Annotated in this window: 11 protein-coding genes; 2 read left to right on the top strand and 9 right to left on the bottom strand. The window is 67.6% G+C overall.

The window, feature by feature from the left end:
* Window positions 1–95: 95 nt before the first annotated feature.
* The 4 genes from FHS38_RS31835 to FHS38_RS31820 form a co-directional block, all read right to left on the bottom strand.
* Entirely contained in the window at window positions 96–650 is a 555-nt protein-coding gene (locus FHS38_RS31835; protein ID WP_184739544.1) for an RICIN domain-containing protein, read from the bottom strand.
* Window positions 651–714: 64 nt separating this feature from the next.
* A complete protein-coding gene (locus FHS38_RS31830) occupies window positions 715–1,251 on the bottom strand; it encodes an RICIN domain-containing protein (protein WP_184739542.1) in 537 nt (178 codons plus the stop codon).
* A gap of 39 nt (window positions 1,252–1,290) precedes the next feature.
* Window positions 1,291–2,844, bottom strand: coding sequence for an AbfB domain-containing protein (locus FHS38_RS31825; protein ID WP_184739540.1), 1,554 nt, complete (start codon window positions 2,842–2,844; stop codon window positions 1,291–1,293).
* Between the two features lie 1,038 nt (window positions 2,845–3,882).
* The gene (locus FHS38_RS31820; protein ID WP_184739537.1) at window positions 3,883–4,218 is read right to left on the bottom strand and encodes a hypothetical protein; all 336 of its coding nucleotides are present in this window, start codon (window positions 4,216–4,218) and stop codon (window positions 3,883–3,885) included.
* Between the two features lie 486 nt (window positions 4,219–4,704).
* On the opposite strand from FHS38_RS31820, the gene FHS38_RS31815 reads away from it, so the two are divergent.
* Complete coding sequence (locus FHS38_RS31815) at window positions 4,705–5,589, top strand: PIN domain-containing protein (protein WP_184739535.1); 885 nt, start codon at window positions 4,705–4,707, stop codon at window positions 5,587–5,589.
* A gap of 152 nt (window positions 5,590–5,741) precedes the next feature.
* Here FHS38_RS31815 and FHS38_RS34930 read toward each other — a convergent pair whose 3' ends face one another.
* On the bottom strand, window positions 5,742–6,206 hold the full coding sequence (locus FHS38_RS34930; RefSeq protein WP_229822853.1) for a DUF5954 family protein: 465 nt from the start codon (window positions 6,204–6,206) through the stop codon (window positions 5,742–5,744).
* Between FHS38_RS34930 and FHS38_RS31810 the strand changes: the two genes are divergently transcribed.
* Window positions 6,126–7,193, top strand: a complete 1,068-nt coding sequence (locus tag FHS38_RS31810; protein WP_184739750.1) for a hypothetical protein — start codon at window positions 6,126–6,128, stop codon at window positions 7,191–7,193. The genes FHS38_RS34930 and FHS38_RS31810 overlap by 81 nt on opposite strands.
* A 383-nt stretch (window positions 7,194–7,576) precedes the next feature.
* On the opposite strand, the gene FHS38_RS31805 is transcribed toward FHS38_RS31810, so the two are convergent.
* From FHS38_RS31805 to FHS38_RS31790, 4 genes are all read right to left on the bottom strand, one after another.
* On the bottom strand, window positions 7,577–9,649 hold the full coding sequence (locus FHS38_RS31805) for a hypothetical protein (RefSeq protein ID WP_184739533.1): 2,073 nt from the start codon (window positions 9,647–9,649) through the stop codon (window positions 7,577–7,579).
* A 40-nt stretch (window positions 9,650–9,689) separates the two neighbouring features.
* Window positions 9,690–11,696 carry a coiled-coil domain-containing protein gene (locus tag FHS38_RS31800; RefSeq protein WP_184739531.1) on the bottom strand — a complete coding sequence of 669 codons (2,007 nt, stop codon included), beginning with the start codon at window positions 11,694–11,696 and terminating at the stop codon, window positions 9,690–9,692.
* Window positions 11,693–12,391: a hypothetical protein gene (locus FHS38_RS31795; RefSeq protein ID WP_221495610.1), complete on the bottom strand. Its 699-nt coding sequence runs from the start codon at window positions 12,389–12,391 to the stop codon at window positions 11,693–11,695. The genes FHS38_RS31800 and FHS38_RS31795 overlap by 4 nt, the downstream gene beginning before the upstream one ends.
* A gap of 184 nt (window positions 12,392–12,575) precedes the next feature.
* A complete protein-coding gene (locus FHS38_RS31790; RefSeq protein WP_184739529.1) occupies window positions 12,576–15,095 on the bottom strand; it encodes a DEAD/DEAH box helicase in 2,520 nt (839 codons plus the stop codon).
* Window positions 15,096–15,835 lie beyond the last annotated feature (740 nt).

Below are 15,835 nucleotides of genomic sequence, written 5' to 3'. Positions count from 1 at the left end.
TCCAGATCGTTTTATCGGCACCCTAACCATGCGACACCCCCTGATTAAAACTCGTCCCGGAGCCCCACTGAAAGGCCGGATCAAATACTGCGAGTTCATCCTTCGGTTGGCAGGACGACATGCCATCTCTGGGCATCGGTCTGGTTGCAATACCACTGCTGCGCCTTAGCCCCGTTACCCGAACTCGCCTTATTGATATCCAGGCAACGATCTTCCTTGTGCATGGGGCGCAACTGGAGTTCCGAATAGCCGTCTACGGCAATAAACTGCCACTGCATCTGCTTTCCGCTATTGCACTCCCATTGCTGCACGGCGGCACCGGCCTGAGGGCTGCTATTCTCCACCTCAATACATTTCCCGCTCACTGCGGATCGTATCTCGAAAGAGGAATCTCTGGCTGGTAGCACACGCCACTTCTGTGCATCACTTCCATTGCATTTCCACTGCTGGATTCTCGCGCCATTTTTTTTATCGCCGTGATCTAGATCCAGGCACATCTCGTTTACGCCAACAATGTTCACGACCTCTTCGCCGTCACCGGAAATCAGAAATGGGCTACCCGTGTCGGCGAACGCGTAGTTTGAGGCTCCAGCGAGGGCGGAGATGGTAAGAGCGAAGGTCAGCGTAACCCGTACTGCTGACAACAGCATGCGGAATCCTTTCAGTGCGTATGATTCAGAGTCGCCCAGGCTCCTGGACGATCACGTCGGCTGATCACGTTTCGTCCTTGATCAGCCATCGCTGACTGGCCGCCCCGACGCAGCGCCCCACGTGAACGTAAGCGCCATCTTCTTGGGAGGCCCCGTTAACCGACATGCAGTATTCCAACTCACCTTTTGGGCGCAGCTCATAAATTGGCTTCGCCATGGAAACTCTATTCAGTCGCCAGAGGACGCGATTCTCTACTTCTTGATCCCAGCACCAACGTTGGCCCACTTTCCATGAGAAATCTGGACCGCTACTCAGGCATAGACCACTGCGCTGTATCTGAATCATTTGGTCGGGGGTCCTGTTGGCGTTGTAGAATTCAAACCTTTGATTATCCGCCCCCGGAATGCAGGTGGATTGTGTCGCGAACGGTCCGTTTTCCATAGTATCTTTGCTGATTGTTAGACATTTTCCGCTGTGTTCAGCCCGCAGAGATATCCAGTGATGCTCCGGGGGATCGTCACTGGCTTTTGCGGAAGCACCTCCGCTTGCCAGCGCCACCAAGCTAAGAGCGATAGTCAAAACGGGCACAATCCGAGGCATTTGAGCAATTTCCTTCATTTAGCAGCCGGCCGCGACAGGTTATGGGACAAGCGGAGGAACGATCGACCAAAGGGCCATATCCGGCCGATCCTTGTACACCGTGACCTTCTGTTGATCCCGAGAAAGCGTGAGGTCTCGCTGAGTGGCCGAGTTGAATCTGAGCCCTGAATTCCCGCTTTCGAAAAGGATTTTCTCGGCACACCAGGTGGACCGCTTCCTGAAATCGTCACTTCCGTCATTCGGCAGCACACTTACACGGTGATTCTGCTGCATAGTGAGGTAGTACCCAGGAGTGCGTGGAGACTCAAAAGAGATACATCCGGCCTCATTGGCCAGGGCGGGGGTGACGACCCATGTGGCATCCTCTCTTAGACTTTTCCCGCTGTCCTTGTAGACTGGCCCAACGTAAGCGAGCCGACCGTCTGGTCGCGACTCTCTTAGATAATGTTCATTGTCTACGTTTATAAGAATTGATTGACGCCTTGCGCGGTACTGATTTTCCGGCTTGAGGAACTCGGCGACGTCCTCATCGCTTCCAGCCAAAGCCCTTTTAGCGGCGGCCGCCAAACCGGGATTCGTCAGCGATTGTCCCGCCGTGGCTTGGATCTGCAGAGCCATCCTGCGGTTGTCCTCTGCGAGCTTCTTGCGGCGTGCCGAATCGTCACGCTTGTATGCTTCTTCGGCGCCGGTGTGAAGGAATTCTTTCCAGTCCTTAGCTGTGGGGCTAAGAACTGCTCGCTGTCCCGCCATATACAATTCGGAGTTCTTGAGTTCCGGTGGCGCCTTTCGTAGTAGCTCGCGGATGAAATTGTCATCGCTGAGATCCAGCATCGCCTCGCTTGCAGTAATTCCGAACAAGGCTGCGACGTTTTTTCGTGTGACCAACTCCTTACGGCGTTCCGCCTCGGCCCGGTCCTTCTCCTCAAGTTCCTTAAGCTTGTTGGCTACGTCGCGCTGGTGTGCTTCGCGGGCGCCATTGACGATGAACTCTCGACGCCCCGTCTGGTCGCTGGCAAGGGCGCGTCGAGCTGCAGCCCGTACCTCAGGGCCGGAATTGGCGTGTTCGGCAAAGGTGAGGATGAAGTTCTCATCGCTCAAGGCCAACAGCTCAGGTGTGCTCGGGATGCCCACGGCGAGCAGGGCCTGCACCCGTGCTTGCCTGGCCGCTCGGTCCGCGTCGGCGCGGTCCTTCTCTCGTTGCTTGTCGAGCTCATACGCCTGGTGGATGCCCGTGGTGATGAACAGCACCTTTTCCTCAGGTGACGAACTGGCCATCGCCGCCTCGGCAGCCGTACGCACGGAATCCAGCTTTTCGCCTCCATCTCGTGCCTTCTGCCACAGTGCGTGGATGAAGTCGTAATCGCTGAGAAGCAGGACGTCGGGTGTCGGTTCAAGACGAACGACGGACGCAGCAGCCACGCGCTGCGTCTCCGTGGTTCCGATGCTGTCTGCCGCTATCGATTCCTTGACTACGTGGGCGACCGCAGTACCCGGTGTGTAGACGCCGACGACGGCAGTGAGGGCTGTGGCGGTCACCAGGCCGCGTCTGATGGCCTCGCGTAAATGAGTCCTGCGGGTTCGTGATGCGTTCATGCATGGCCCCCTCCGAGCTCGCCTCGTGCACAGCGCCCGACGGCAAACTCGTTTGTCTGAATGCAAGTTGGGTCTTGTTTGAGGGCGCGCGAAGGCAGCACTACGGCAGTTGCCGATCGCCCCCCCAGGCGTGCGGCATACAGGCCCGCACAGCAAGACGACACTATGTATGTGACCGGTTACTTGTAAAGAGTTTGTGAGGCACAGCTGTGGATCCTGTGATGCAGCAGCCGCAGTGGAGCGGATAGATGAGACAAGGGTCGCGTCCATCGGTCGCTGAGAGACGATGACAACGCCCATCTCCCTCGCCTTCTCAGGAGCCGTCGCAGGCGCTCTCCTTGTTGTTCATCGGCTTGCGCGCGGCAGCGGGTGCCGGACCGTCACCTGCCAGCTTCGCCATGAAGGCAGGGCCCGTACGGTGTGCACGACCGTGCGGCCGACGGGGGCGTTGGCGGCTGGGATGATGCGGCCTGTTCCAGGCGGCCTTTCGTCGCCTAGGCTGTTGTCTCTGGGCACACGGTGAGCTGGCCGGAGGCCGCGTCGTACCCGACGAGTGCAACGTGCCCGGCAAGGTCCGGGGGCCCAGCGCTAGGGCAACGTGGCACCGCCCCGGCAGACTCACATCTACTCGGTGACCGGCGCGTCGAGCCCGGCACCGAGGCCTACCGGCTCGCGCCCGGCTCGCCACACCACACGGTCGGCCTCAGCGCCAGCTGCGCCTTGCGGCCGCCGTTTTGCCGCGCCGTGTTCCTCGCGGCCTGCAGCATGGTGAAATCCCTTCTCACGCGGACGAAGGACTCCGCACGGCACTGGCGGAGCGCCTAGGGGTCTAGACACGGACGGTCGAGCGCTTCCGCGCCGGGACCTGACGACACCCCAGAAGCGATCCCAGGCCGTCCTGGTGGAGGGGACCGAATCCTAGTCGCAACCGCAGGTCAGAGCGCAGGCACGCGAAGCAGAGCCTCGAACTCAAGGCGGCCGGTGCGACACACTAGGACCTGCATCCGATCGTCGCTGAGACGATCACCGAGTCCAATTTCACGGACGCAGCACCTCGACCGCGACCCCGAGGACCCGGCCGACGACCACCGCGGCCCCGCCGAAGTCGCGGAGTGGGAACACATTGCGCTGCTGCTCGCCACCACCGGCGCGGCATACGGCCCGGGGGCCGGCGCCGTCGTCCAGGACGAACTCACCGTCGACAGGCGAGCTGCGGAAGCCGAGCTGCAGCGCCTCCAGGAACAGCAGCAGCTCGCCGCTCGCGCCGACGAACTCGCCGCGCTCGCCGGGAACGGCCGACTTGACCGGACGGTGGAAGGCGGGCTGGGAAACGAAGCCGCCCGTGACCTCCTGGTCCACCAAGGCGTCCACCACCTAGTGGCCGACGCTGGCTGGCGCAGGCCCTGGCCGACTCCCTGAGCGGCTGGGGCGCGGCGGGCGGGACGTAGCTCTACCGCTATGCCGGGGCCTGGGCGGCATGGGCGAAGTGCAGCACGGCGGTCTTGGTCCCGGCGGCGGCTTCGTCGGCCAGGGCGTCGCTGCGGGGATCGGCCGGGTGGTTCTTGGCCCAGATCATGGACAGCTTGATGATCTGTTTGCCCGCCCCCGACCGACGGCCCTCACGCCGGGATCGCGTGCAGCTCCGGGCACGCGCGGCGAGTGGGGAGTCGGCTCGACCACGGAGGACTCGATCCTGACGGCGGCGCCAGGGCGAGGCGTCACATGATTCGAGTGATTCGAGCAAGCGACCCAATGCCGGTGGGGACGTGACCGGCTTTCCCCGACGACCTGGGCGGGCGGTTGTGGACGGGAATGCCGTGGACGGAGACGGCTGTCAGTGGCGTGCGGCATCATCGGCGGATGGCATCGACGCAAGCCCCGCCGACGTATCTGGACCGCCTCCTGGCGGACCTGGACCTGATCGAAGCTGACTTCCTGGCGATCCTCGCGGACTCACAGATTCGGAACGTTGATCCGAATCGCCGGTCCAGCGGCATCGTGCACTTTGGCGCCGCCAAGTGGGGCTGGGTGCCCAGCAGCCCCGAACTCGAGGCGCGAAGGATGGAACTTCTGGGGCGTGTACGGGAATGGGAACCGTTGTTCCGGCTGCTGTTCCCACACCCGACGCCCGAGGTCGTCAAACGCCTCGACGGGAGCCTCGCGCTGCTGCGGCGCTGGCTTGAGCGTCCCCGGGACACGACCGTGCCGGCCAGCATCGACAAGGCCCTCGACAAGATCAGGGCAGCCGGGGCCACGCTTCGGAAACTGGGCGAGCTCCTGCCGGACGACACCTGGGCGGTCCGTGTCGCGGTCGACACGACCATGCTGATCGATGACCCGGACGTAGCGATCTACACGCCGTTGCTCGGCAAGCGGTACATGGTCCACCTGCTGCCCGTTGTCCTGCGGGAGCTGGATGACCACAAGCTCGCCGGCCGCAACCCCGACATCCGCGATGCGGCGAAGAAGGCCGACCGCCGCTTGAAAGGGCTGCGAACCAACGGCGACGTCCTGCGCGGTGTACGGGTGGCCGGCGATGTGCACGCCATCTTCGAGCACATCGAACCCAAGGGCGACGGGCTGCCGAACTGGCTCGACCTGGACGTGCCTGACGACCGCTTCGTGGCCTCCGCCCTGCTGCTCCAGTCCCGGCATCCCGGCTCCGCCGTCTACGTGGCCACCACAGACATCAACCTGCAGACGAAATTGGCGGCCGTCGGGCTGCCTTTCATCGAAAGGCCGTGAGCAAGGAGCACCCTGTGTCCGCCGCTGCGTCACCCTTCGGTCGGCTTCGAGTCCCTCGGAAAACGCGAAGCCACGGCCTTCGGCCACTTCCTCCAACCGCGTGTCACGGTTCGGCCATCGCCCAGGGCACGGTGGCCTCCGCCCAGCAGCTGTCAGGCTTCGTCACTCTCGTGGTCGTAGTGAACGTTGCCGTCTTCATCGAGGTGAGGGTGAAGCGGCGCGGGTGGGTGGCTGTTGGTGTCGGACGGGCGTGGGCCTTCTGGCCCGTCTGGGCCCCATCGCAGCAGTCGGCGGGCGCGGCAGATCTGGTATACGGTGCCCCCGACCTCGATCCGGTTGGCCCGTTCGGTCCGCAGCCGGTCCGCAGCCTGAGCGTACTCGGCCAGTTCTCGGGCCGCGGGATCGGTTCCTTCTGCGGCCACCGCGCGGGCGTCGACCGCCCTGTCGTCGGCGCCCCAGGGAATCAGGCCCCGCTGGCGGGGCTCGAACCAGGTCAGGGAGAAGTCCAGCGTCTTGCGGGTGTCGTGGGCAGTGGCGTGCGCACCGCTGCCGACCTCGTGCTGACCGCCCCGCAGGACGGGGTGCCGCTGCTGTTCATCGAGGTCGACAACTGCCACGAGACCGCGGAGGAGCTCGCCGACAAGCTGGAGAAGTACGCCCGGTTCTTCAAGCGGAAGGTGAAGGACACCGACGGCCGTGAGCGCCCGATGTGGCGTACGCGCTGGACGGTCCCCGAGGGCCGGTACGGCGATACGCCGCATCCGCCCGTGCTGCTGGTGTTCAACCGCATCGGCGAGCGCAACCCCAACCGCACCGTGCCGCGCCTGCAAGAGCTGACCCGTCACCTGTGGCAGGGGGAGCGGCTGCCCGGCGGCCACTATCTCTACGACCGGAAGATCCCGATCATCGCGACCGGCCTGAACCAGCTGCGCCAGCACGGTCCGGCCGGGCCGGTGTTCGTCCGCTTCGGCCGCGACCACCCGCAGCCGCTCCTGGAGGCGATCGGCAACCCGCGCCGCGAGGCGGCCGACGCCTGTGAGCAAGAGGAGGCCAAGGCCCGCGCGGCGGCGTACCAGGCACAGGTACGGCGCGCAGCGCAGGAACACGACGCGAAGAAGGCCGCCGAGCGCGAGGCCCGCCGTCCCGTCTGCACTGGCTGCGGAGCGAAGTTCACCGACGCCCGCTGGCAGGCGGTACAGCCGAAGGACTGGGGAGCCACGAAGGACTCCCACCCGAACCTGTGCGACAGCTGCAAGCAGAAGGCCAGCGCCGCCGTCAGCCCAGCGGCCGACACCCAGGAGCGCCAGGAGCCGGAACGCGGTGAGGCCGGGGCGGACGACTTCTGGCCCGCCCCCCAGCGCCCCGTCTGCACCGAGTGCGGTGCCGCGTTCACCGACGAACGATGGAAGGCGACCGCCCGCGTCGGCTGGAACCATTCCCCAGCGAAGCGTTCGTCTCTGTGCGGGAACTGTGACCAGCGGTTCGAGGCCGACTTGGACCGGGCCTGGGGTGTGAGTCACCGGCAGGAGGAGCAGGACCGGGAGCAGGACCAGGCCGTGCCCAAGCAGAGGACCACCGGCTGGTTCTCCCGCCTGCGCGGCTGAGCAGGGCAAGCCGCCAGCACAGGGGGGTGGGCAAGCGCAAAGGGGACCCTGGGCTCTGCCGACGCCCGCTCTGGCGGAAGCCAGGACGCTCGAGCTCTACCTGGGCCGAGACGTCCTTACCGGCTCCGACGGCCAGCTGGTGCCACTGCCGCCAACGCCGCCGGCGCCGGAGGGTTCACCTCGAAGGACAAGAAGGCCATGCAGGACAGGTTCGAGCGGAAGTGCGGCATCGCGCTGGCCGGTCCTCCCGGGAAGGACCCCGAAGGCGACTGGAGCGCCGTGCACGCCATCATCGCCACTGTCCTCCACGCCTTCGACCCGCCTAGACCTGACCCGGTCCCGGCCGTTCGAGGCGTCAACAGGGTGACCGGCCCGAGGAAGGGTCAGGTGGTGACGCGGGGCATACGTAGTGCGGACGGGGTCGGGCGCCCGATCGGCAGGATGCCGACCACGATGAGCCGGGGTACCTCGGTGGCGCTGCGCGCGTGGTGGATGATCCAGACGCTGTCCTCGATGCTCCGGTAGCCGCTGGTGTGGCCGCTGTCGTCCCCGACCAGGAGCAGGCCGAAGGGAGGGCCGGTGGCGGTGTAGTTGGCGGCCTGTGCGAGGTAGCTCTTCTCGATGCGTTCGCGGGTCCATCTGGTGTCGCGGCGTTTGACCTCGGCGACGAAGCGGCTGCCGGGTTCGGGGGTGTAGGTGACGTCGGTGCGTCCGCTGGCGATGTCGATGAGTTCGCGCTGCACGGTGCCGGGGGTGAGTGTGCCGGCGAGGTGCTGGTGGAGGTCGTCCTGGACGTGCTTCTCGTCCCAGTGGTCGGAACTGCCGTCGGGCTTCTTGTCGGGGCAGGGGCCGAGGTAGGCGGTGCGGGCGCCGTAGTAGTCGGCCTGGGCGTCGAAGCGGTCGTAGAGGAACCGCAGGAACTGCTCCAGCAGGGTGGTGAAGTAGGAGCTGTCGCGCTGCGTCCAGGCGGGGCTGGTGGCCAGCTCCTCGAGCAGGGATTCCAGGTGGGCGTCGAAGCGGGCGTTGCCGGTGGGGGTGTAGCCCTTGGACTGCTGCTGCAAGAGCTGCTCGATCTGATCCAGGAGCTGCGGGTCGAGGTCGTCACGCAGTCCCGGGGCGTCAGCTTGGAAGAGCCCGGCGAGCGTGGGGCGGCCCTCCAGGGCTTTTCCCGGCATCACCTGCCCGGTCGCCGGCGCTGCCCGCCGCTGGGCCTGGACGACCTCGTACAGCGCCCGTGCGTCGGGGGAGCCGGTGAACTGCGGGTCGGTGGTGAGGGCCTGTTCGAGGTGGTGCAGCAGTCCGTCGCTGTGTACGAACGCGGCCTCCACCGGTGGGCTCACCAGTGCCGTCAGGCCGCCGGATCGGTCGGCCCGGGTGGTGTGGATGCTGCGGCTGGCGACGTAGACGTCCAGCAGGTCGCCGAGGGTGCCGGCCGGGTCGTACCAGCTGGGTTGGTCCAGGTGGGTGCGGGCGGTCTGGAGCGAGGTGACGAGCCGGGACCAGGCGCTCTGCGCAAGTCCGCGGGCGCTGAGCCAGTCCAGCCGGTGCATACCGCGGGTCCACTCGGTCAGCAGAGTGGTCGTGGCATCCAGTTGGGCGGCGGCCTGGGCCAGGCGCTGCTCGGCGGGTGCGGCTGTCGCGGGCTGCTGGTCGAGTTCACCGAAGGCGAGGACCGCATCGACGGCGGCGGCGTGGGCGCGGGCGTCGAGTCGGGCCTCGTGGGTGCGGTCCAGGTCCTTGAACCGCATCAGAGCCCGGCGCAGATGGTCTTCGACGGCCGAGCGGTCGGATGCCTCCAGCGCGCTGCGCATGTCCGCGACGGCCAGTTCGAAGGTGGCGTCGGCCCGGGTGCCCGCAGGGAGATCGGTCTGGTTCTCCAGTGCGCTCAGGACATCGAGCAGGGCGTCGTCGCCGAAGTGGTCGTGGGCGACGCCGACCAGGATCGGCAGGCGCTCCAGGGCCTCGGACGGCTCGTCCCCAGTGATCTCGGCGAGCAACGCCATGAGGCGGTGCGGGGTGGCCGTCTGCGCGACGGCCAGGCGCAGCAGTCCGGCGACGGCTGGCTGGGCGAGAGCGGCATCGGCGTCGCCGGCGAGCGCGGCCTCCACGTGTGCGGCAAGATCCCGGACGGTGCGTGTGCCGAGGCGGGTGGCAAGCGCCGGATGGGCGCAAACCACGTCGATCGCGTCGGCCAGGACCCAGGCGGCCTGGGGGTTCCGCAGCCCCTGGGCCGCGGCGTCAAGCAACCGCCGGGCCTGGTCACCGTCCACGGCGTCGAGGTCGCGGCCGAGTGCCGTGAGCAGATAGGGCAGGAGTGGACCGGCAGCGAGCTGGTCGGCCTCCGCGATCACCGCCTCGGCACCGCCGAGGTCCGCGATCGAAGGCCCGGCGTCCAGCTCGTCGTCGGTCGCATTGCTGGCCCAGGCCTGGAGCATCTGGTCCACGCTTGGGGCCACAGTCCTCTCCTTGTCGCTGGCCGGTTCGCGAACGAGCAGCTTAGAACAGGTGTTCACCGTCGCTGGTGATGAGGTGGTCCTTCGGCAGGGCGTCGACGAGCTCGGGCTGCGCCGTGGTGAGAACGACCTGCAGCTCGGGAAGTTCTGCGGCGATGGCCTGCAGCTCGGCGATCAGGGTGCGGGCTGGCACCTCGGTGACCTCTTCGGCGGCTACCGAGTCGATCAGAAGGAGGCCGGGGTGCGTGGCCACGCCACGGTCAGCACTCACACGCAGCAGCGCGATGACGGTCGCGATCCGCATGCGGAGCCGGTCGCCACGGCTGAGCCTCTTGAACGTGGTCTTCACCCCAGCCTTGACGGCGTTGACCTTGCCGGCGCGGTCGAGTTTGACGCTGTCGAGGTTCTGCACGCCGAACCGTGTGGCGAGCTCGACGATCGCTTCGTTCATCGCCGGGAACAGCTGCTTCGCCGCAGCGTCGACGGCCGCGCGGACAGCTTCCTCGGTGGCGGCCAGGACCTGGGCGGACACCGGGACCGGCGGAGCCGGAGGCGTCGATCCGGTCGCCTCGAGCCGTCCGCGGAGTTCGGCCGCCCGGATCTCCAGGTCACGCAGCCGGTCGTGGGCCTGCGAGGTGGCAAGTCCCTGCTCCAGGCCGGCCGCCGCCTCGCGATGGTCGGCCAGAGCACTCTGCACCACCTCCACCGCCCTCAGCCGCCGGTCGGTTGCCTCCCTCTCGGCATCCTGGGCTCGCTCCAGGGTCTGCTCCAGCTCCGCCAGCAGCGCTTCAGCGGTCTCCGGGTCGACCTCGGGCAGCGGCCGCGTGCACACCGCACAATTCGCCTGCTCGCGCTCCTCGCTGCGCCGCACACTGCCCAGCGGCTCCTCACACCGCGGACAGCACACCGGGTCCAGCCGTCCCAGGACTCGCCGGGCCTGCCACGTCTCCCGGGCATCCAGTAGCCCCTGCTCCGCGCGCATCCGGGCGGCGGACACCTCCGTGAGCGTCTGCTCGGCCTCCTCCAACAGCGCCCGCACGCCGCGCAGCTCCGTCGCAGCCTGGTCGGCGGCCCGCAGGAGCGGGGAGATGTCTTGGGCAGCCGTCCGGCGCCACGCCTCGATCTGCCTAGTCACGTCGGCGAGTTCGGTCTGCCACGCCTCGCGCTCGGTCCGGCGGGCTTCCGCGTCCCCTTCCGCCCGGCGCTGCCCCTGGGTGATCGTCTTCTTCTCCCGCTTCCCGGCGACGGACAGCTGGGTGAGGGCCGTGCTGTACGGGATGTCGACGAACAGCTCCATGAGCCGCCCGGGCAGGCCACCGGCGACATCGCCGAGCAGGATCTCGTCCCCACCGGGATTGAGGTAGCAGGCCCCGAAGTACGACGCCCACCCGTGGACCTGCGGGGCCCCCTCGCCGTCGGCGCCGCCGGTCACCTGCCACAGGTTGGTGTGCTCCATACGCAGCGCGTCCAGGAAGAACTCACCGATACACCGGCTCACCTCCTCGTTGCCGGACGCTGTCGCCAGCAGACGAAGCGCTTCGTCGTCTGCGGCAAGCAGCTGGTCGACGGACTCCCCGGCGAGGATCCGGCCCCGCAACTGGGGGTGCGGCTGATTATCGACGTCCAAGACAATGCGGATCGCCCGGCCAGCCACAGCGATGTCCACGCTCAGATGCCGCAGCCACGATCGGACATCGGGCGGCAGATCGCGCGGCCCGCCACGCAACGGGAAGACGAGGAACTCCAGCAGGCTGGTCTTCCCGGCGCTGTTGTCCGGGTGGACGATCGCCCACACCCCTGGAGTGAAGGGCTGCTCCACGGTGAAGTCGTCACCCGAGTGCTTCGTGCCGCTGGCGCGCAGCCGGATGATGCGCAGCCGCCGGTCGGCGGCAGTCGGGCTCTTCAGGGTGATGTTCGCCTCGGCCAGAGTCCGCTCGACCTGCACCGGCGTCGGCCCCAGCTTCTCCGCGACCTCCTTCAGGATGTCGCTGGCGCTCGGGGCGACGGTCAGGTCCTTCGCGTCTGAGCGGGCCGGGCCGGGCGCGGTCATGAAGCCTCCTGGTCAGTGTCGCCCGTGGCTCCCGGGCCTGGTGCCGCTTGAAGTTCGCGCAGCCGCTCGCGGGCCTGCTCGGTGATGGGGCCGATGTGCTGGCCCCAGGGGGTGTCGGCGTAGTCCCGCAGCAGGTACTGCCGGTCCTTTAGCTGTGTGCCGCCGAGCCCGTCGACCAGGTCCACGACCAGGCGGGTGCGCTCGACGTACCAGGCCAGCGCGGGCGCCTCGGCGACCATCGACTGCGCCACCTGCCGGCCCCGCTCCAGCAGGAAGTAGATGTGCTCCACCACGCGCTCACGCCCGAGGACTTGCGTCTTGCGCAGCAGCCCCCGTTCCACCAGCGGCGCCAGAGCGTCATCGAGCTCCTCGAAGGCGCCGTACTTGTAACGCAGCATCGGAAAGCGCCGTAGATCCGGTTCCTCCGACTCCAGCATCTCTGCGGCAAGCTCCAGCAGCCGAGGAACGTCCGGAGCGGCCACGTACTCGTTCATCAGCTCGTAGGCCAGGTAGTCAGGATTGCGGACCCAGAAGTCGAGCTTCTGCAGCCGCACCTGGGTGTGGACCACCCCGACGGTCGCCGGCGGCACCGACTCGCCTTCGGCCGCCGGCTTTGCGGCGGCGTCGATCAGCAACAGCAGCCGCACCGAATCCTGCCAGCGAGTGGCCCGACGTACTCCTGCGGATCCGACCATCACGCTCCCCTGGATCGGCACACACCCTAGGTCCTGAACAACATCCTGACAGTGTGTTGAGGTGCGTGGGGAGAAGTCGGCGCGAATCGGCGCACCAAAGTCGCGCCGGTCGACAGAGCCTGACCAGCGGGCTAACTGGTCCAGGTCTTGATCGAGCAGACCGCGGTGACGACGACGCCCACCATCAGGACCATCGCATGCCGATGGCGGACAGCTGTTCCATTCGTTCGGGGGTCAGGGTTGCGGCCCGGGTGCGTTGGTTGCTGATCCATGCCCCGAGCCGGTGTTCCCGCTGCTCCTGGTCCTCGCCGACAGCGATCCGTTCGACGTGCTTGCGCGGCACGCGGAGGTGCCCCTCGCGCTCGTGGAACTGTTTGGCGGCTTGGTAGTTCATGGCCCATTTGTCGGCCTGTGTACGGCGAGGCTGCGGCTTCTCGTCCTCGGTGGCGGGTGTGATCCCGAGGACCTGCTCGCACATCCACTGCTGCACGGTCGTCAGGTTGTCCCACCCGAGCCGGACAGAGCGCACCCACCGCCCGAGGTCCTCGCCCTGGTGGACCACCTTGCCGGGTTCGGTCGGCAGTGTGCGGCCGGCCTCTTCGAGGTGGAGGCGGACGAGGTGGAAGGCGCGCTGCCACTCCACCGGCCAGGCCGGGCACCAGGACGGGTCGATGTCCTCCAGCTGCTCGCGCCGCTCGTCCGACAGTGCTCCGGCCGTCGACTCCACGGGCAGGCCCTCGGCACGCCGCTGCTCGATCTCGGCTGACTTGCGGGCGGCGGCCCGCGCGTTCTTCAGCCAGATGCCCACCCGGTAGCCCTGGAAGGTGGCGTCGAGCGGGGCCAGGAGGTGCCCGTTTTCCTCGGCCCACCCGCGCGCGGCGGACAGGCCCTCCTCCCATGCGACGTCGAAGTGGCTCCAGACCATGCCCAGGGTCTCCAGCTGTGCGATGCGGTCCTCGTCCATGTCACCGCGGGCGTAGAAGCGCCGGTTGTCCGCGATCCACTGCCCGAGGGGGAAGTTCGCGAGCGAGGCCGGCCACCCGACTCCTTCCGCCTCCTCACCCTCGGGCACGCGGTACGTGAACGGCACCTTCAGGTCGCCGTGCTCGCGCGCGAAGATGACGGCCGCCTCCACACCGCGCCGCCAGTGCTCGTGCTCCGGGTTGAGAACCCGCAGATTGATGAACGCCGCCAGCTGCGCCGGGTCGCGCGGCGTGCTGAACTTCAGCAGCTTCCGCGCCGGGGCCGACGGGCCGCCGGACCCGTTCCCTTCGCCCCGGCTCTCCTGGCCCCCGTTGCGGCTCTGAACGCCCCTGACACGGCTCTGCGCCTGCTGCTCGGCGAGCTGCTCCACCACCCGGGCGTCGTGCGCCCTGAGCGCTTCCAGCAGCTTCGCCAACCCGCCGAACGCCCTGGAGGTCAGCATGTTGTCCGCCGTCTCGCCGGGCCCGAGCAGCACCGGCACCACGAGGGAGGCGATCTTGCCCTCGCCCGGGTGCATCCGCAGCGCGCGGCCGACGGCCTGGACGAGGTCGGGCATGGAGCCGCGGACGTCGGCCCAGTAGACGGAGTCGCAGTTCTTGGTGTCGACGCCTTCCCCGAGGACTTTCACCGAGCCCAGGAAGCCCTTCTCCACGACCGTGCCGTCCGTGGCGATTCCGGTCGCGAACTCCCCGAGGACCCGGCGCCGGTGGTTCGGCTTGTGCTCGCCGCACAGCCAGTCCGCCCAGATGGTGCGGGGGTACTGCTCGGGGTCAGCGGCGTGCAGCTGCGCGGCGATGTCGGGAAGGCCGGCCGCGAACGCCTCGGCCTCCTTCACGACATGGTGGAAGACGAGCGTGCGCCGGAAGCCTTCCTCGGCCGACGCTTTGAGCAGCGCGGTCTGGAGCGCGGCGAGCCGGGCCCCGCGGACCTCGTCCGAGCGGCTTTCGGCGCCCAGGAGCTGCGCGGCCTGGAGCTGGGTGTCGGTGATGTCCACGCACACCACCTGGTAAGGCGCGCAGATTCCCCGGTCGATCGCCTCCGAGAGGGTCAGGGTGGACGCCCTGCTGCCGAAGGGCCCGTCGGGGTCGTCTTCCATGCTCGCGACCAGCTCGCCCGGGGCGCCCTCGGCGTCCTCGTCCAGCTGCCACAGGCGGGGCGTGGCGGTCATGTAGAGGCGGCGCAGGGACGGGATGCGGGTGTTGTCGTGGACGACCGCCCACGGCTTTCCGATCCGACCGGAGGTCCGGTGCGCCTCATCGACCACGATCAGGTCCCAGCCCGGGAGGCCGGCCTGGTGCGCGCGCTCCAGGGTGCCGAGCCCGAGGGAGGCGTACGTGGCGAACACGGTGACCTTGTCGAACGGCCGAACCCAGTCGACCAGTTCCTCCACGTCCGTGGTGTTGGGGAAGGACACGTCCTCGCCCCGCAGGGACGAGACCCCGATCATCGGGCCCGTACGGCCGCCCTCGCGCCACGCGGCCTCGGTCTGGGTGAGCAGGTCCAGCGACGGGACGAGCACCAGCACGCGGCCCGTGCGGAGCTTCTCCGCACTGCGGGCCGCGACCCGTGTCTTGCCGGACCCGGTCGCCATGATCACCTGAGTCCGGAGACCCCTCTCGGGCGCAAGCGATCTTGCAGGCAATTCGAGGGCGCGTACAACCGCGTCAACGGCTTCCTGCTGCGCCGCCTCACGCTGATCGGTTCGGCTTGTGGTCGGCATATCCGTCTGCCTTCTCCTGGGCTCTTGGTTGGGCTGGAAACGGGAAACCATCACGTAGATGGCGCGTGATCGGCTACGGTGAATCTCACCGGAGCCCGGTCACAGCCTCGGGCCAGTAGCGGGGGAGCGTGGTCGAAAACCGATCTAGGCCCCTTAGCAGTGGCCTTGCTTGAGTCCAGAGTCTATCTCGTGCTTCAAAGTGAAGCACTTAGAACGCGATAAGTCCCTCGAACGTGGCTGAATTTTGTTACTGTTGCCTTATGGGCACTCCGGAAGCAGCCTGACGGCTGGTCAATTCGACCCCGTGCCCCCGCCCGATCCCTCACCCGCCCGATCCCTCACCCGCCCGATCCCTCACCCGCCCGATCCCTCACCCGCCCGATCCCTCACCCGCCCGATCCCTCACCCGCCCGATCCCTCACCCGCCCGACTCGCCCCCCTCTCCCCTGCTGCCAGCTCGGGCCGCAGGCCCGTGGGTGGGCCGCGCGGAGCGTGGCACACCTGGGCACGCGGAGCGTGCTGGGTGGCTGGAGCGCAGCGGAGGCCACCGGCCGGGCGGAGCCCGGCCCCGGCCCGCAACGCGGGCCGGATGCCCTGCGGTTGGCGGTGGGCGCGAAGCGCGTGCCGCCTGGAGGTGAGCGGAGCGAACCGCATCCGCTCACGCGGAGCGGGAGCGGCCGGGGAGCGCAGCGACCCGGTTCGCTTTCTGGCGCGCAGCGCCAGGGGACCCGCTCCGCGGG

This window comes from Streptomyces netropsis (assembly GCF_014203545.1).
Lineage (GTDB): Bacteria > Actinomycetota > Actinomycetes > Streptomycetales > Streptomycetaceae > Streptomyces > Streptomyces netropsis.
The sequence above is the reverse complement of the archived record's forward strand: the minus strand, read 5'-3'. Positions and strand labels throughout refer to the sequence as shown.